Consider the following 17,098-nt stretch of genomic DNA (forward strand, 5'->3'; position numbering starts at 1 on the left):
CTTCCCCCTTTCTAATTATGTAGTTATTCCAAAACAGCTGGAACCTTGAAATGTCCGTCTTCATCATCTGGAGCGTTAAGAAGTGCTTCCTCTTGCGTAAGGCTATCCTTCACAACATCCTCCCGCATTACATTGCTGACTTGCAGCACATGCGTGGTCGGCTTTACATTCTCCGTATCTAGCTCATTTAATTTCTCGGCATATTGTAAAATAGCATTCATTTGTTCTGTAAAGGTTGCCTCTTCTTCCGGGCTCAGCTGCAGACGAGCCAGCTTGGCCACATGCTGCACATCTTTAACGGTAATGCTCATAAGAAAAATCCCTCCTGTTTAAAGGGCTAAAGCGCCCGGATAACGTTTTTAATTATATTGTAGAAGCTTGGACAATTCAATGATGGGCTGTAAAACAAACGCTCCTTTATCAAAGTGAAGGGGATTCCTACACATTTTAAAGGAGCGTATCGTTAGTATATTCATAGAGAAGGGTTTTGACAGTCAGTGATTTCACAGCATTTAGCAGCGGTATGACAAAACAAAAAAAGCCGGCTTGCGCCGGCCTTCCTTAAATCCAAGCTCGAAGATTCACTTGTTTGATGAAATCCGCTTGGGACATGCTTTCGCTTGACGTTGATTCCGTCTCTTCTATATCCATATCTTCACCGTTCATCAAATGATGGAACAGCTTCTCATTGTACGTGGACAAAGCATAATCAATCAACGCTTCATGCGTTGCTCTCTCAGCCTCAGCTACTAATAAATGTTCTTCCGCCTCAATGTCCTCAGCCGGAACATAAAAGTTCCTATTAGCCTCTGGTACACGAATAACATAGTCAAACGCATTATCGGGATTGCGGTCGTAAGCAATTAGGTAGCCGTATTCCCCGATAGGAAGACTCTGCTCGAAAGCGTCCGCAACAATGACAATCTTCTCTCCTAAACGCAGCATCGCCCTACCTCCTAACCCCAAAATCTTTCAAGATTTTGCTTGTTTCAACAGTCTACTAAAAAAAGATAGAACTGTCTAGTTGAAGGCTGGCCGATCCTACAAATTCTATGAAAATATACTATATTTAATAAAAATATAACTTATGGTTCAAGCGGGTAAGTTATTCTTCCTTGTCAAAAGTGCAGCACCCACTAAACAAATCAAGATCAAAATAGCTGCTGAAAGATAGGGTCCAACCCTGAAGCCTTCTTCAGCCATAAGAATTCCAGCCGATAACCCGGAAAGCCCCGCAGGTGCCCATTCAAACCATGAAGGTAATAAGCTTTGCCCTAATGATAATCCTGCCATTAGCGCCAATGCTAAAAAGGCGGCAACTGGAGATTTTAAAAATCCACTAAACAACAACGTAGCTGAGACAGCACATAACAGCCATAATCCATATACTCCAGAAGCTGCGATGACATCTCCCCAAGATAGTGAACCAATCAACTGCTCCGTGTAGTAAGCTGCGCCCGCTGCACCTAATCCTAGAGCAACGATCAACAGGGTCAGCTGCGCTGCCCATTTAGCGAACACTATTGCGGCTGGAGAAACCGGCCTTACCAGAATTAATTCCATAGTTCCGCTATAGCGCTCACCGGCTAAAACATTCATCGCGCCAAGTGCCAATACTAACATTCCGATCGTTCCGTACTGTCCCAGAGATTGCGCCATCACAGCTGCGGCACTCGGTATTTCATACCCCTCTAGCAGACCTGGGGGAACATCACCTGAAGCTTTTAATATTTCCGGCAAATAATAAGTAGTTAACGGCTGCATAATACCTAATAGGATAAAAACGACAGGTATCCAGATTAACTTATAACTGCGAGCCATTTCGAGCATTTCTTTGCGATAAAGGACCCAGGCGCTTCTCATACTCCCACCACCTTCATAAATAAATCCTCTAACGTGGAAGAACCCGCTTCAAATTGCAGTAATGGAATTTCGAGCTGCGCCGCTTCTTGCAGAATCGTCCATCGGGCCATGTCTACATCGTTCACATTAAAAATTGCCTGATCTCCGAACAACTGAGTCTCTAGTACAAACGGTTTGGCAGCAAGAGACTCCAGCCACTGAATAGCTTTTTCTTGCTTCTCTGTACGTAAACGAATAACAGGAAGGCTGTATTGTGTACGCAGCTGTGATAAAGACCCCTTCTCAGCAATCAAGCCCTGATTCATTAAAATAATATCATCGCAAATTTCTTCTGCATCATGCAGCACATGTGTAGAAAAAACTACAGTTGTCTCTTCACGTATCTCCCGCAGCAGTCCCATTACTTCTCTGCGGCCAATCGGATCAAGTGCAGATACAGGCTCATCAAGCAACAGCAGACGAGGCCGGTGCACAAGCGCCTGAGCCAGACCCAGCCGCTGCTTCATCCCACCGGAGTATCCACCAATCCGGCGACGAGCATCACCTTTAAGCCCTACACGCTCAAGCGATTCCAATGCCCTGCTGGTTGCGTCTTTAGTTCCCATTCCACTAAGCTTTGCAGCGAAAACAACATATTCATGTCCAGTCATCCACCCATAAAAAGCTGGGGACTGTGGCACATATCCTAATCCTCTGCGATATTCGGCTCCAGGACGGCTCCCCTCAAATGAAATCATTCCAGAGGTGGGTTCTAGCAGCCCTGCCAGCATACGAAGTGTGGTCGTTTTCCCAGCACCGTTAGGCCCCAGTAAAGCGACGCACCGTTCTTTCTCAATTTCAAAGCTTATATCATTTACGGAAATATGCGCCCCATAGCTTTTGCGCAAATTCTTAACTTGAAGGAGTGACATCAGACATCTTTCCTTCCTATTGTGAAATAAGCTACGCTGCCTAATATATTTCCGCAAATAATGATAATAATCCACATCCATTTTGGACCACGAACGTTATCCGCTTTGGCCAGAGATATCAGACCAATAATAGCAAGCAAAGCCTGCAGAATAATTAACGGCATGATTAAACCCCATTTTACCTCTTCCATGAAGTACCACTCCTTGTAATAGGATGAAAGGAACGAGCTTCTTACTAAAGCTTCACAACTGCTTATTCCGTCTACGTCGCTCAGGAAGAATAACAACAAGTAAGTAGACTAATGCGGGTGACGGAACTGTAGTAATCGCCCACAATCCCCAGAACCAAGCTTTTTTCCCGCGCCGTCTTGCATCCCGGAACAGTAAGGTCCCCTGCAGCATTAACGCTACTGCTATGCCAAACCACAACCAAAGAGGCACATCCTGCAGCTCATTCATTTTTGTACACCTTCTCTATTTCTTCTGATCCTGGCGATCCCTAAGCCACCCAGTCCTACAATAGGAATGATCGCCTGAATAATCCAATAGATCATGGGTGCAGAAGTGAGAATGGATAAAAATGCGCAGATCAGGATCAATGAGACCCCCCAGAATAACAGTAGTTCTTTGCGTTCCCTTCTCTTTCTCTGCACAGCTGCATCAGCCATTAACCACTCCAGTTCCTGTAACGAAGGTGGGGTGAGGTCATCATATTGCGCATCCAAACGTTCAAGCTCTTCAGTAAGCTTGTGCAAATACAGTTCTGGCTCCTTATCCTTCTCCATCCTCATTCAGCTCCTTTCGCAATTGGTTAAGACCAAGGGACACACGCGATTTGACCGTGCCAGAAGGAATTTGCATGATCACACCGATTTCTTCATAGCTATAGCCATAATAATGCTTCAGCAGCACAGCTACCCTCTGAGCAGAGGGTAGCTTGGAAATGGAATCAAGTACTTCACTCCATTCTTCCCCCCTGCTCTCAAACCGCCAACGAATCGAACGGGTGCCCTGCGCCTGCTGTTCCCGTTTCTTCCATTCTGCCTCACGTTTCCAGCGCCGCTTTCGATCGATAAATATTCTGGTGGCTATCGTAATTAACCAAGAGGAGAACGAAGAAGAACCGTTATAGGTATTGATTTTTTCCATACATCTGACCATCGTGTCCTGTACAAGATCCTCTGCCAGCAACGGATCCATAGTCACTTTGAGTAGATATTTGAACAGAAAAGTATAATGTTCTCGCAGCAGTGAAGACAGTGCTGAAGTATCTCCCTGCTGTGCCCGTCTGATTTTCTCCAGCGCCTGATCGCTCATCTGCCCCTCCATTCAGGATTTCGTTCTTATTTGTAATACGATTATGTATAGTGATTCGTTCAATGCGCTTTAATTTTATTTTTTGAACTCCCAGAGCTTACACCGCCATGGCTGAAGCAATCCTGCTTCAGCAGGGAAATGCCAAAAAAGAGGCGTTCTTCTAGGCTCGCCTCCTGAATTCACTGGTATTCTCCCATCCTTATTCTCAGATTGTATGTCCCTGCGTTCGATGGAAGTACAAAAACCGCCCTTTCCAGAACATTCTGAAAAACATCGGCATTTACTGCTGCAAAAACTAGTCCATTTCTCCTTGGAGTCATACCATCCGTAATCCAACGGGTAATATATATTCTTCTCCAATCTATTTCCCCCCATGCTTTTAAACCTATATGTAGACAAAAAAAGAACGCAAACCGGGATTAATTCCGCAGTCTGCGTGCTTCGCGAGGTTAATGTTACATTTAATTAACAATATTGTAGTCCTTTTGTATCCCTTTGTCTATCAAAAATTCCTCGATTCTTGTCAGTTCTACTAGAATGATTGTTTATTGAGGGATATAAGGGTTACGAACTTTTTCAAAACCGATGGTTGTTCGGGAGCCATGACCTGGATAAACCTTCACTTCATCATCCATTTTGTACAGCTTGCCACGAATAGAATCGAACAAATCACGTTCCCTGCCACCAGGCAAATCGGTGCGCCCAACTCCCATCTTAAACAGCACATCTCCAGAGAATAAATCATTCCCGCATAGGAAGCTGACACTGCCCGGAGAGTGCCCAGGTGTATGGTACACGCGGAAGGTATGTCCGATGAATTGCAGAACTTGTCCTTCTGCCAGATCATATTCTGCAGGATCTGTAGTTAAAGGAGATGAAACATCAGGCCACATCAATGAACCATTTAGCTTAGGGCTGCTGAGCCATTCACTCTCTAGTGGATGTAAATAAACAGGGCATTTCTTAGCTTTACGAATTTCGTCTACGCCGCCCATATGGTCAAAGTGCGCATGCGTCAGCAAAATAGCCTCGATCTCCATCCCTTCAATACTCCGCACTAATGCCGCAGGATTCATACCGGGATCAATAATGATACCCTTCGTTGGATCTGCACCTGTCAGCAAGTAGGCATTGGTCTGAAGAGGACCTAAATTAAACGAACGTATATTTAGCATTGGTCTAGAATCCGGAAATCAGACTACGCAGCTCTTTTGCGATAACTGCTTGTGATTCCGTTCCTTCCCCATAAGCTTGCCCCATAGCCTTACGTACTTCTGCGATTTTGCTGTCGTAATCAGCGGCCTCGCGATCAGGATTCTCACGTTTGAACTCTCTCATTAGGCTCTGCACATGCTCTGGACGAGGACCCCAATGTCCAAGCACATATCCGCCGGTATCTGCAAAGATCACAATCGGAACAGATCTTCCGCCCATGGTCAAGAATTCATCCATAAGCTCCTGGTTCTCCTCCAAAATGAATACCTCTGTCTTCATTCCGGCAGTCTCCAAAATACGGAATACCGCAGGGACATTACGAACTACATCTCCACACCAATCAGCGGCAAGGATAAGTACTCGCAAATCATCACGATGGTTCAGGCTTTCAAAAAATTCCTTGTCACTCTCATCTTCCCAAGAAAACTTCTCATACCAGGATTCAAAAGCCTGCTGGTTCTTCGTCATGCTTTCTACAAATTGGCGCGGTGTAAGACCTTTTCCAAATTTATGAGCTACATTCGGTTTCATTTTGCAGTCCCCCTCTTCTTGGATTTAAACCACTTATACACAAAATAAATGATGATTAGTGCTAACGCTACGAGAATAATTTCGTTGGTATACTTAGCTGCTACCTCGTCAATATCTTCCCACTTATTCCCCAATGTCATACCGAGATATACGAACAAAGCACTCCATGGAATAACAGCAAGTGTAGTCAATAAAGTGAACTTACCTAAAGGCATACGAGAAATCCCCGCTGGAACGGAAATGGCATGGCGAACAACGGGAATAAAGCGTGCCGTAAAGATTACGCCTGTCCCATATTTATTGAACCACTCTTCCGAATGATCAATATGCTTTTTTTGGATAAGAATATATTTCCCGTATTTCTCCAGTACAGGCCTGCCCCCATAACGGCCAATCCAATATACAAAGATCTGGGCAATCACTCCGCCTATCGTACCAAACAATACTGCGCCGAAAAAATTAATATCTCCACTCCATACCAAGAAACCACCGAAAGCCAATACAATTTCACTAGGAATAACTTCAATCATCAGTCCGATCATAATCCCAAAATAACCAAGACTCTGAATCCATTCAAATAATGTCGAGATCAGATCAGAAATAAAATGCAAACGTGCTCCTCCTCCCTTTTCCGCAGAATATGGCTACATGTATCAAGCTAATCGCCTTTGGCATCTTTATAAGACACTAAGCGTTTAAGCGAGTGAAATATAAGAACATAAAAGCATAGATACTAATCTTATACTTTCTTATATTTTTAAAAGCTTTGCCGCTCTGCTATATTTTCCAGTTTCTCTTAGCCTATTCTAGCACAAGCAACCTTATCACTTCTACTTACGCGGCAAGCAGCTTCCATCTTCCAATCCATACTTAAAAAGAGTTTGAGTAATAGGCATAAACAAAAAAGGTGAACAAATTCCACCAATAAAGGGAAAATGAACACCTTTTTATCTGCGCTCAATCAATAAGCCATCCAGCCGGCATCCGCCGTTATCACCGATCCATTCAAAAAGCTTGCAGCATCTGAAGCTAAAAATAAAGCTACTGAAGCAATCTCACTGCTCTCCCCTGTCCGTGGCATCGACGCCATACCTTCGCCCGTTTTTTGACTCCCAAAAGGACTTGGATCAGACAGATCAATATTTGTCTTTACCCCGCCCGGCGCTATGGCATTACAGCGAATTCCAAGCTTAGCGTATTGAAATCCTATATTTTTGGTCATCCCGATTACAGCATGCTTAGAGGAAGTATAAGCCACTCCCGCCCGCGAGCCCGCTAAGCCGCCAATAGAGGCTACATTGATGATACATCCGCTTTCCTGCGCCATAAAAATCGGCAAAACCTTACGAATGGCTCTCATCGGACCGGTTACGTTGACCGCAAGCACCTGTTCCCACAAGTCATCAGTGATCTCGTGCGCTGGCGTCATTTTATCCATAATTCCGGCATTATTAACAAGGATATGAAGGCCTCCGAACTGTGTGGTTGCGGCATCAATCATTCGCTGTGTGTCCTCTTCCTTCGAGACATCGGCCTTTACAGGGTAGACGACTCCGTGTCCCTCACCCTTTTCCGCCTTTTTGGCTACCGCTTCTACATTCGCCAGATGGATGTCCGCAGCAATCACTTTAGCACCCTGTCGGGCAAAAAGCAGAGCAATCGCTTCTCCAATCCCCGATCCTGCACCCGTAACAACTGCGACTTTATTGGTTAGTATCATATATCCGCTCCTCTGCATCGTATGTTCGGTGCATCAAGGAATGCATGCCCTTCGTTAGTATGAACAGGAGGAGGCTTTGGACGGTCCTTAATTTTAAAGATTCGGTGACACTTTTACACACGCTATTGCTAAGTGAATACTGCATTGACAGCTATTAAAACAAAGAGCTATTATATATTTAGATAATTATTTAAATATCGAAAGGCAGGGTGGAATATGAATGAATCCTTTAAAGCACTAGCTGACCCTACCCGTCGCCAAATCATTCGGTTACTAAGGGAGAAAGATCGAACCGCAGGTGAAATCGCAGATTTTTTCAACATGTCTAAGCCAAGCATTTCTCACCATCTGAATGCGCTAAAGCATGCCGATCTTGTACAGGATGAGCGAAAAGGACAATTTATTATGTACTCGCTAAACACAACAGTCCTTGAAGAGGTTCTCGGTTGGTTATTGGAGCTCACTGGGACAGGTAAGCAAACGGAGACGGAGAGTAAATCGCTGGACGGAAAGCAGCAACGTCAGGATATCGATTCCAAAAAGGAGGCGGATTAATGATGAAAGATTTCAAATGGAGATGGCAGGATACCCTCATCGTAATATTAGGTTTAGCTACATTAGCCTACGCTCTGATCAATTACAGCAAGCTTCCGCAGGAGTTACCGGCACAATTTGGAATTACGGGTAAGGTCAACAGATACTGGGACAAAAATATAGCTATTTTTGTGTTCGGAATCTTAGGCATTGTGCTCCCGCTGATCATGCAGTTTACACGCAGCATCGACCCTAAGCGGGATAATTACAAAAAATTTGAAAATGCCTATGCCATGAGCAGACTTGCTATTGGGGTGCTTTTTAATCTAATGCTGGTGCTGTCGATTGCTTACGGTCTAGGTAAAGATATAAACGTTGGGAAGATCGCCATAGGAGCTGTTGGAATAATGTTTATTGCTCTTGGCAACTACATGCCACAGGTAAAAGATAATTACTTGTTTGGGGTTCGTACAGCCTGGACGCTCGCCAACCCCGAGGTATGGCGAAAAACACATCGCCTATCCGGGATAATGTGGATGATCGGTGGCCTACTTATTTTTGCAGGAGCCTTTTTGAGCGGAGCCTTGTCTCAGCTTCTTATTATTACGGCACTCGTACTAGCAATTATCGTGCCCATTCTCTACTCCTGGATGATTTCACGTCCGCTAAAATCGTAAAGCCAACATACTAAGCCGTCGACTCAAGTCGTCGGCTTGTTCTGTCATTTGGAACTCACGGTCATTATGTTGCCCTCCTTTATTAGCCTCCTCTTCTGCCAACCTTCTATATTCCAGAAGAAGTTCATTCCCAGAGGCGACGCAGACTAAGCCTTCCTTTCGATTTCCTTCTGCAAGCTTTTTTTGCCCCATAAGAAACATCCCTTCAATCGCCTTCATCCACTTGGCATTGTTGTACTTATCCAGCCTAAGGCTCTGGCGCATCCAATATAACGACGCCCCCGGACGGCCACTGCTTATCCATCGTTCAGCCAGCTCCCAGCTTAAGCTGGCATTCTCGGGAGAATACAACAAACTCTGCCGAAGCAGACTCACGCTCTGTTCACCCGAGAGCAACCTAGATAATGCTATAACCGTTCGAGGTGACCGGGGATTCCAACCCAGCGATTGCTGTAGCAACTCTACCTTCACCGAAGGATCCACCGACATAATCGCTTGTCGATAGAACTTCTCTCCTTGAGCGGCGTGAAAAGATAGCACCCCCAGCAGAAGCGAAAAACAACATGCCGCAGTTCCGATTAGTCGGCGAAGGCGGATTTGGGGCTGTTTCTTGGGTGTAGAGTTAGCGATTAGCGGATTCGTAGATGTAGAAACATCAATGTGCGCGTTCGTAGATGTGGAGTGAGCGATTAGCGGATTCGCTAGTGTAGTGACATTGGGGAGCCGGTTCGTGGATGTGGAGTGAGCGATTAGCGGATTCGCTGGTGTAGAGACACCGGTGAGCGGATTCGTAGATGTGGATTGAGCGATTAGCGGATTCGCTGGTGTAGAGACATTGGTGAGTGGGTTCGTAGATGTGGAGTGAGCGATTAGCGGATTCGCTGGTGTAGAGACATTGGTGAGTGGGTTCGTAGATGTGGAGTGAGCAATTAGCGGATTCGCTGGTGTAGTGACATTGGTGAGTGGGTTCGTAGATGTGGATTGAATTGGCAGCTTGGTCTCAGACTGAGGGTGGGTTGGCGCAGATTGATGTTTCTGCTTACCCTCAGCTAGAGCAAGCGCTGGCAGCCAGAATAGCAGCAGCCAAAATAATCCGTAGCTCCAGTCAAAATCAACGACGCTGTGTAAGACGATGACCAGAAACGGCGGTAGCAACCGCGGCGATTTGGTAGCCAGCAGCCAGCCTGCTGCCAACAGCATAAGGAGTATGGCTGCAAGACCAACGAATCCTAAGTTCAACAGGATGTCGAGGTATCCATTATGCACCTGGCTGCCTACATAAGGGCGAGATTGGGCGGCAAGGTAGGCATGCCGCCAAGTCTCACCCCCACGTCCCAGCCAAGGTGCCTCTGCCGCTAGCCGCCAGGCGTCGCGGTAGAACAGCCCGCGCGCGGATACCGTCGATGACGGTCCGGTAATCCGCTCGCGCACGTGCAGGAGCACGGCGATCCCCGCCGCCGTCCAACCCGCCGCCGCCAATGCCAGCATGGCGGCTCGGGCAGTGCCCGCCGCGCTGCGCTGGCGGCGGCACAGCCACAGGCCGGCTAGCAGCGCGCCGGCCCAAAGCCCGGCCAGCAACAGCAGGCCGGGCACAGGCTCTACCGCCAACCCGGCACGGGCTAGTTGGCGGTAGAGTAGCGCCGCGACGGCCACGGGCGCGGCGCCAGCAGCAAGAAGCGGCGCGATTAGCTGCCGCTTCCAGAGCAAGACGGCGGCGCAGGCGCAAGCCGCCGTCAGCCATGCGCCGCGCGACTCGCTGAGGAGCAGCGCGGCGGTGTACGGAAACAGCGGCAGCAAGCGCAGCAGCGCGGCGGTCGTGCTTCCCGCTTTTCCCTGCTCCGCTTCCACGCCTCCTGCCCCTTTGCTCCTCCGTTCTGCTTCTGCGCACTCCATCCCCAGCCCAACACTTCTTGCTCCCAACATATTCACGCTCTTTTTTGGCTCCCCGTAATAAACAGCAACAGCAAATAGCCGTTCCAGCAGAAAAACAGCCATAACAGCACCAAAAGCATTCGGATATTCCATCAATCCTGCTAACCTAACCCCTGTGGCACTCACTTCCGATGAATTGCTGTAGGCCACAGCGAAAGGCAACTTTACCACTCCACAAACAGCCAACAAAGCGCTCATGCTCAAAAACATACCCGCCATAGACCAAGTTACATTTACAATCCGCCGCCCCACCCGGTTCACCGCACAAAAACAAACCAATAATGCAAAGCTAGCATACAAGCCCCACCGCAGCGTTTCATTCATAGTTCCCTGGGAGGAAAGCGGCCCGCGCAACCAATGAATCACATAAAGCGATAGAATAATTAAAGGGACGCTTAATAATATTCTTAACGCTTTATTTTCTCCGCTAACTTCACTACCTTCACTACCTTCACTAACTCCATTGACTCCCGTAATACCACTTACTGCACCTCCCCCACTTTTTCTCCATGCGCCAACCCCAACAAGATAATAAAGCGAGCACGTACAACACAACACAAACCATAAAGTTAGAAAGGGATACATCTCCTCAGTAAAAAACAATCCCCGCAACAAACAAGCACCCACCCCAGCCGTTATCACTAAGGCTCCACAAATATATGCGATTGATGATTCCAGACTCCGGTCTTTTTTAAAACGCCACATTTAGATACCCCTGTATTCGTTAATTTATCTCTATCCTTTCCACATTTCACTAATACAAGACTAGAACGCAAAAAGACGATACCTCTCCACAAAGGAGCCGCACCGCCCTAATTCCCATAAAAAGCTATATAATTGTAAAAAGTGCAGCTATTCCCGTGCTCTCGCTGCTTACTTCCACTTTAATTGTACTTTGTGCAACTGTTTTTCAAGAATCCCGCCATATGCGGGGTATTGTTCGTTTTTAAGTGTACAAAGTGCAACTAAATTACTAAAACGCAGCTTCTGAGCATATCCAGTTGCACAAAGTACAACTAAATCAACTCACCATTAGACCGCACTAGCCGTACCGTCCTAACCATTAGATCGCACTCACTGCAACATCCTAACCATTAGATCACACTTGCTGCACTATCCGAATTCTCATCAAAAAAGCTATATAGTTGTAAAAAGTGCAGCTATTCCCGTGCTTTCGCTGCTGACTTCCACTTTAATTGTACTTTGTGCAACTGTTTTTCGAGAATCCCGCCATATGCGGAGTATTGTTCGTTTTTAAGTGTACAAAGTGCAACTAAATTACTAAAACGCAGCTTCTGAGCATATCCAGTTGCACAAAGTACAACTAAACCAAGTCGCCATTAGATCGCACTAGCCGTACCGTCCTAACCATTAGATCGCACTCACTGCACCGTCCTAACCATTAGATCACACTAGCTGCACCATCCAATTTCCCATTAAAAAAGCTATATAGTTGTAAAAAGACAACTGATCGAATTAGGCTGCACCTATAAGTGCCCATTCTACAGTCACCGTTCTACCATGCTACAGTCCTACCGTCCTACGCTTTCTACCTTAATATCCTCTACCCTTCTACCGAACTCTCAGTAGGAAGCAGATCCGCGCATACGCGTTCGAGGTAGGGTTTTGCTCCCAGAAAATCGCGGAATGCGGTGTATTCGCGCCATTTGACGGAGTTGTCCCCGGCTGAGCTCTTAACGGCACGAATCAAAATGTTCTTCGGTGTATTCTCCAGATCGATGAATTCCAGCAGCTGGCTGCTATAGCCCATCATGTCGAGCAATTTGGCGCGAATGGCGTCTGTAGCCAAGGCGGAAAAACGCTCTTTCAATATGCCATGCGAAAGCATAGGGCTCATTACTTCATTTTCGATTTGTGCGAATAATTCATGCTGGCAGCAAGGCACGGACAAAATAACAGACGCTCCCCAACGTACTGCTTTTTCAAGGGCAGCATCGGTAGCTGTGTCGCAAGCATGAAGTGTGATCACCATGTCCACCTGCTCCAGCTCATTATACTCGGCAATGTCACCCACGAAGAACTTCAAGTGATCATAACCGATTTTGGCAGCAAGTTCGTTACAATGCTCAATCACATCTGCTTTTAAATCTAACCCAATGATATTAAGCTCCCGCTTCTTGCGAACGGTCAGATAGTGATACAGCGCAAAGGTCAAATATGATTTTCCACAGCCAAAATCCACAATCGTCAACGGTCGGCCTGTTGGCAGATCGGCAAGCACGTCCTCTACCATCTCCAGAAAACGATTGATCTGCCGAAACTTATCATATCTTTTGGCCAGCACTTTGCCTTCTTTATTCATGATTCCAAGCTCCACCAGAAATGGCACAGGCTCTCCATCCTCCAGCACATAACGTTTGCGACGGTTGTGAGCTAGATCCGGCTCTTCCTTTTTACTTGGAGACTTGGTTAGGATTGATACTTTGAATTTCTTACTAATAAGCACCTGATAATCGGCTTCTACTGTACACAACAAACCTTGCCGATAAGTTTCTCTAAATAAAAGAGATATTTCTTCCGCCGCTAACTCTGCGGGTACGTTGCGATGTTCTACCTTTGTACCAATATAGGACGCAAACTGATAATGCAGCTTCCCCTTTAGTTCAACAGGTTTAACCTGCACTTTGGTACAATTTTCGCCTTTATAACGTACTTGACTTAGGGTAGCCGTAATCAAAGTACGGTCATTAATTAGTTGTTCAATTAGAGCTGTTAAAGATTCCACAACGCACATCTCACTTTCGGGATTAAAAATGGAGAATCTATGTCTCCTAACCATCATCGTTCATTATATCACGTGTTAACAAGGGGCGTTCCTTGTTCTAGCAGGGCTTAACATGCAGCTCTCCACTAACTATAGTTAATGCTCGCCCAGACATCTTAATCTCGTCTTTACTTACCTCTAACTGAAGCAAACCTCCACGTTTCGAAGCTTGATAAGCGGTCAACTGCGTACGATTGAGTCTATCCGCCCAAAAAGGTGCCAATGCAGTATGCGCTGAGCCTGTTACCGGATCCTCATTCACTCCTACCTTCGGCGCAAAAAAACGTGATATACAATCAATACCTTCGATAGAGCTTTCTGCGGTAACCGCGAAACCTCTCCCTTCAAGCCCGGATAAAGCTCCGAAGTCAGGGCTGAGTTCGCGAACCCGGGCTTCCTGATCCAGTCGTACAAGTACATTGTCAGCATATCGCATAGTTTCCACCACATTGGCTTCTGCAATACCAAGTGCTGCTGCGAGACCTGAAATTACAGGAGAGGGTTGAAGCTGATAAGGCGGGAAGTACAGTGAGATCAAATCTCCTGAACGAGAAGCTCTGAGCAACCCACTGCGTGTATAGAACCTTGCTTCCATGTCAGGCGCTAGCAATCCGCTCTCCCATAGTACATGCGCACTTGCTAGAGTCCCATGCCCACATAGCTTGACCTCAACTTTAGGTGTAAACCATCGCAAGCGGTATCCATCTTCCTCTGGCCAGAGAAAAGCTGTCTCTGACAAGTTCATTTCCGCCGCTGTCTTCTGCATATAACCTTCATCGACAGGATGCTCCAGTAAACATACCGCCGCAGGATTGCCTGAATAAGCCTGTTCTGCAAAAGCATCGATAATATATAAAGGGATATTCATCGTATTCATCAGCTTCCTGCTTCCTTTCGTATCGCTGTTACCCTGCCCCACTCTTTTAACCCCTGCTCTACTTCCTCCAGAGGAAGGGCACCTTGTTCCAATTCTGCAGATGATTTGAGCAGCAGCCGATTGTACAGCTTATCCCCTTCTATTACAACATCTTCTCCTTGCTCCCACAGCCGGTAGAGGCTGTCCTCCGCTTTACTATATCGTCCTACCGACTCCATATACTCCAACAGTAGCCGCTCCGTTTTAGACGGGAGACGATAGGCCTGCACATCCTGCAAGAGTTCATCAATTTCCTGAGTCATATGCAGCAGCTCCCTGTCTGCTCCATGAAGATCCGCGTACAAATATAAATGTAAAGCTCTCATACTTCTAAATAATGCTGCATCCTTATCGCCATTTGCCGCATAAATGCTGCCTTCTTCCTTCAGCAGTTTGGCCAGACCTTGAAGCTTATCGGACTCAACCACACCGCCAAAACGAAACATATCTATGATATCTTCTACAGATAGTGAATTTAAAAGACGTGAATTCAGCGGAAAATGCCGGTTCAACAGCTCATCGATTTCCCATAAAGCTTCTGTCGTCTTCCGTTCCTGCTTCAGAGAAAATACCTTGGCAACCATCGCCGTCATATCTTCGATCATCCGGACAATATAGTCTCTTCGAAACATGCAATTCCTCCTTTTCCGTACTGTGGTAGCAAAAAATTCAGGACTCAGACCACTTAAGTTATTCTATTGATTTATCTTAAACCATTGCCGAATTCTATGCCAGTTAAGGAGAATACCAGATCATTAGATAGCCCTTAAAAAAAGAGGCAGCACACGCCATAATGGCGCCGTGCTGCCTCTTTGTAGATGATTTTTTATACGCGGCTATTGTCTAAAACGGAAGCCTGAACAAAATCCTTTATGATCTCGGCTAATCGTTCAGGAGCTTCAAAAAGACTCATGTGGCCTGCACCCGATATCGTTGCTTGCGTTATATTCGGTTTATCCGCAGTAAAGGTTCGTTCAGCAGGAATCAATCCATCCTGCTCGCCAGCAACAAGCAATACCGGCAACGTAGTGGCCGTAATTACATCCCGTCGATCTGGACGCTCACGCATCGCCAGTGCAGCTCCTGCCGCTCCTTGTGGAGGCGTTTTGTAGCCGATTTCTTTAGCGCGCTCCAGCAGCTGTGGAGATGCAGAAGCGGTTGCTTCAGCAAACAATCCTGGTACGAAGCTGTCTACGAAAGGAGTAATCCCTTCATTTTGAATCGCGCTGACACTCTTCAGTCGTTTTTCCTTAGCTTCTTCACTATCTGGATAAGCAGTAGAATGAATTAATCCAAAGCCTTTCAATCGAGAAGCATAACGCTGAGCAAACGATAGCGTAATATATCCGCCAAGCGAATGACCAAGCATGATGCATTCAGCAATCTCCAGCGAATCTAACAGACCCAGAACATCATCTGCCATTTGTTCAATACTATAAGGTCCTAATGGAGCTTCCGAAGCTCCGTGACCACGTAAATCGGGAGCAATCACTCGGTAGCCGCTGCTTAAGACAGGAATGACTTGTTCCCAATATTCAGCGCTTCCACAAAAGCCATGCAGCAATACAATAACTTCGCCTTTCCCCTGATCACTGTAGCATATATTGCTTCCGTCACAACGAACTCTTTCCATGGCTGCTTCCCTCTTTCTAGAATACTAAGATAATGTGTCTAATATCTATTATTAAGCAAAACAGCCCGCCTTGAAACGGACAACTTATTTTTAAGTGCCCAATGGGTACTACTGGAGTCCGAATCCTTTTGCTGCCGCTATAGCGATATGTTCTGCCATAACCATCACTCTATGCAGTGGAGTGGTCTGCAACGTTCTATAGGGTTTCGGGCCATTCATATCTACAACGGCCGCCAAACTATAGTGACCTACGGCTGGAAGATTTGCCCCCACCGATTGTGCAGGCTGTAGTGGCTCACTCGAAACGAAGTAATATCCAAGCGCGATCGGAGGACCCAGACAAGCATCTACCGCAACTACAATATGCCCGGAGGGAATCTCAGCCACTCTGGCCACCAAGTTATCTGCATCGCAAGGAGACGGCAACGTACCGATTACATGTCGGAAGCCATGTTCCACAAGTTTGCTGCCCGTCAGCGGACCGAGTGCATCTCCTGTAGACCGATCTGTTCCAATGCACAGGAACGTGACTTCCTCGGCGGAATGCAGAGCAGCTATTTCCATGAAAAAGGACACTAATCCAGCATCGTCCATTTTAATGCGTTTTCCGCTTCCCTGTTCTCTGATTGCCAATACATTTCCTCCCTTCGATGATATTTTTGATCTCATGCCTTTAATTTAACATGATTTCAGGGAACCCGACAAAAAAATGGTGGTCAAGCTGCCAAACATGGTAAAATACATGAATCAGTATACAGAGAGGATGTTTTAACCTAATGGATTTAACAAAGCCTAGTCAGGAAAATGTTGAGTATATGATCGAGGCTATCAAAAACAAATTAAAAATGGCCAGTGCCGCGGCGATGCAAGCCTCCGCTTTTTCAGTAGATCATTATGAAGATATCTATGATGTATATGAGGTAGCCATGGGCAGCGACAGACTGAGTATTTCTCAGGTGGAAGCACTCGTCTCCGAACTCGGCCGTCTACGTCATAAATAATAGTTCTCCTTATTACAAGAAGAACCAATGTTGCCGTCCTTTAAAGATGACCACCGCTTCTCG

General features: G+C 46.3%; 21 protein-coding genes. 3 read left to right on the forward strand and 18 right to left on the reverse strand.

Annotated elements, in window-relative coordinates:
* Positions 1-23: 23 nt before the first annotated feature.
* From gatC to NST25_RS26970, 12 genes are all read right to left on the reverse strand, one after another.
* Positions 24-311: an Asp-tRNA(Asn)/Glu-tRNA(Gln) amidotransferase subunit GatC gene (gatC, locus tag NST25_RS26915; RefSeq protein ID WP_036680166.1), complete on the reverse strand. Its 288-nt coding sequence runs from the start codon at positions 309-311 to the stop codon at positions 24-26.
* A 250-nt stretch (positions 312-561) separates the two neighbouring features.
* Positions 562-945, reverse strand: a complete 384-nt coding sequence (locus NST25_RS26920) for a hypothetical protein (RefSeq protein WP_036680170.1) — start codon at positions 943-945, stop codon at positions 562-564.
* A gap of 147 nt (positions 946-1,092) precedes the next feature.
* Positions 1,093-1,863: an ABC transporter permease subunit gene (locus NST25_RS26925; protein WP_340392877.1), complete on the reverse strand. Its 771-nt coding sequence runs from the start codon at positions 1,861-1,863 to the stop codon at positions 1,093-1,095.
* Positions 1,860-2,774 (reverse strand): ABC transporter ATP-binding protein, encoded by a 915-nt coding sequence (locus NST25_RS26930; protein WP_076128642.1) that lies wholly within the window; start codon positions 2,772-2,774, stop codon positions 1,860-1,862. Before NST25_RS26930 ends, NST25_RS26925 begins: the two co-directional genes overlap by 4 nt.
* On the reverse strand, positions 2,774-2,965 hold the full coding sequence (locus tag NST25_RS26935; protein WP_036680175.1) for a PLDc N-terminal domain-containing protein: 192 nt from the start codon (positions 2,963-2,965) through the stop codon (positions 2,774-2,776). The genes NST25_RS26930 and NST25_RS26935 overlap by 1 nt, the downstream gene beginning before the upstream one ends.
* 52 nt (positions 2,966-3,017) lie before the next feature.
* Positions 3,018-3,233, reverse strand: coding sequence for a hypothetical protein (locus tag NST25_RS26940; protein WP_076128644.1), 216 nt, complete (start codon positions 3,231-3,233; stop codon positions 3,018-3,020).
* On the reverse strand, positions 3,230-3,559 hold the full coding sequence (locus tag NST25_RS26945; protein ID WP_339188518.1) for a YxlC family protein: 330 nt from the start codon (positions 3,557-3,559) through the stop codon (positions 3,230-3,232). Before NST25_RS26945 ends, NST25_RS26940 begins: the two co-directional genes overlap by 4 nt.
* Positions 3,546-4,091 carry an RNA polymerase sigma factor SigY gene (gene sigY / locus NST25_RS26950; protein ID WP_076179762.1) on the reverse strand — a complete coding sequence of 182 codons (546 nt, stop codon included), beginning with the start codon at positions 4,089-4,091 and terminating at the stop codon, positions 3,546-3,548. Before sigY ends, NST25_RS26945 begins: the two co-directional genes overlap by 14 nt.
* A 545-nt stretch (positions 4,092-4,636) precedes the next feature.
* Positions 4,637-5,266: an MBL fold metallo-hydrolase gene (locus NST25_RS26955; RefSeq protein WP_076128651.1), complete on the reverse strand. Its 630-nt coding sequence runs from the start codon at positions 5,264-5,266 to the stop codon at positions 4,637-4,639.
* A 4-nt stretch (positions 5,267-5,270) separates the two neighbouring features.
* Positions 5,271-5,837, reverse strand: coding sequence for a thioredoxin family protein (locus tag NST25_RS26960; protein WP_076128653.1), 567 nt, complete (start codon positions 5,835-5,837; stop codon positions 5,271-5,273).
* A complete protein-coding gene (locus tag NST25_RS26965) occupies positions 5,834-6,448 on the reverse strand; it encodes a DedA family protein (RefSeq protein WP_036680184.1) in 615 nt (204 codons plus the stop codon). The genes NST25_RS26960 and NST25_RS26965 overlap by 4 nt, the downstream gene beginning before the upstream one ends.
* Before the next feature lie 350 nt (positions 6,449-6,798).
* A complete protein-coding gene (locus NST25_RS26970) occupies positions 6,799-7,557 on the reverse strand; it encodes a glucose 1-dehydrogenase (RefSeq protein WP_339188520.1) in 759 nt (252 codons plus the stop codon).
* Between the two features lie 216 nt (positions 7,558-7,773).
* Here NST25_RS26970 and NST25_RS26975 point away from each other — a divergent pair, with 216 nt between their 5' ends.
* Complete coding sequence (locus NST25_RS26975; protein ID WP_051491108.1) at positions 7,774-8,112, forward strand: autorepressor SdpR family transcription factor; 339 nt, start codon at positions 7,774-7,776, stop codon at positions 8,110-8,112.
* Positions 8,112-8,768 (forward strand): SdpI family protein, encoded by a 657-nt coding sequence (locus tag NST25_RS26980; RefSeq protein WP_076185429.1) that lies wholly within the window; start codon positions 8,112-8,114, stop codon positions 8,766-8,768. Before NST25_RS26975 ends, NST25_RS26980 begins: the two co-directional genes overlap by 1 nt.
* Here NST25_RS26980 and NST25_RS26985 read toward each other — a convergent pair.
* From NST25_RS26985 to yyaC, 6 genes are all read right to left on the reverse strand, one after another.
* Positions 8,757-11,405 carry an O-antigen ligase family protein gene (locus NST25_RS26985; protein WP_339188523.1) on the reverse strand — a complete coding sequence of 883 codons (2,649 nt, stop codon included), beginning with the start codon at positions 11,403-11,405 and terminating at the stop codon, positions 8,757-8,759. The genes NST25_RS26980 and NST25_RS26985 overlap by 12 nt on opposite strands.
* Positions 11,406-12,264: 859 nt before the next feature.
* A complete protein-coding gene (locus NST25_RS26990; protein ID WP_076303094.1) occupies positions 12,265-13,455 on the reverse strand; it encodes an SAM-dependent methyltransferase in 1,191 nt (396 codons plus the stop codon).
* An 88-nt stretch (positions 13,456-13,543) separates the two neighbouring features.
* The gene (locus NST25_RS26995) at positions 13,544-14,404 is read right to left on the reverse strand and encodes a PhzF family phenazine biosynthesis protein (protein ID WP_248549636.1); all 861 of its coding nucleotides are present in this window, start codon (positions 14,402-14,404) and stop codon (positions 13,544-13,546) included.
* Positions 14,362-15,033, reverse strand: coding sequence for a DUF6483 family protein (locus NST25_RS27000; protein WP_248549635.1), 672 nt, complete (start codon positions 15,031-15,033; stop codon positions 14,362-14,364). The genes NST25_RS26995 and NST25_RS27000 overlap by 43 nt, the downstream gene beginning before the upstream one ends.
* Positions 15,034-15,227: 194 nt before the next feature.
* Positions 15,228-16,034 (reverse strand): alpha/beta hydrolase, encoded by an 807-nt coding sequence (locus tag NST25_RS27005; protein ID WP_076128663.1) that lies wholly within the window; start codon positions 16,032-16,034, stop codon positions 15,228-15,230.
* A gap of 108 nt (positions 16,035-16,142) precedes the next feature.
* The gene (yyaC, locus tag NST25_RS27010; protein WP_248549634.1) at positions 16,143-16,667 is read right to left on the reverse strand and encodes a spore protease YyaC; all 525 of its coding nucleotides are present in this window, start codon (positions 16,665-16,667) and stop codon (positions 16,143-16,145) included.
* Positions 16,668-16,810: 143 nt separating this feature from the next.
* Between yyaC and NST25_RS27015 the strand changes: the two genes are divergently transcribed.
* Positions 16,811-17,035, forward strand: a complete 225-nt coding sequence (locus tag NST25_RS27015; RefSeq protein ID WP_036680203.1) for a DUF1128 domain-containing protein — start codon at positions 16,811-16,813, stop codon at positions 17,033-17,035.
* Positions 17,036-17,098: the final 63 nt, after the last annotated feature.

It is taken from the genome of Paenibacillus sp. FSL E2-0190 (assembly GCF_037992965.1).
GTDB classification, from domain to species: domain Bacteria; phylum Bacillota; class Bacilli; order Paenibacillales; family Paenibacillaceae; genus Paenibacillus_AQ; species Paenibacillus_AQ odorifer.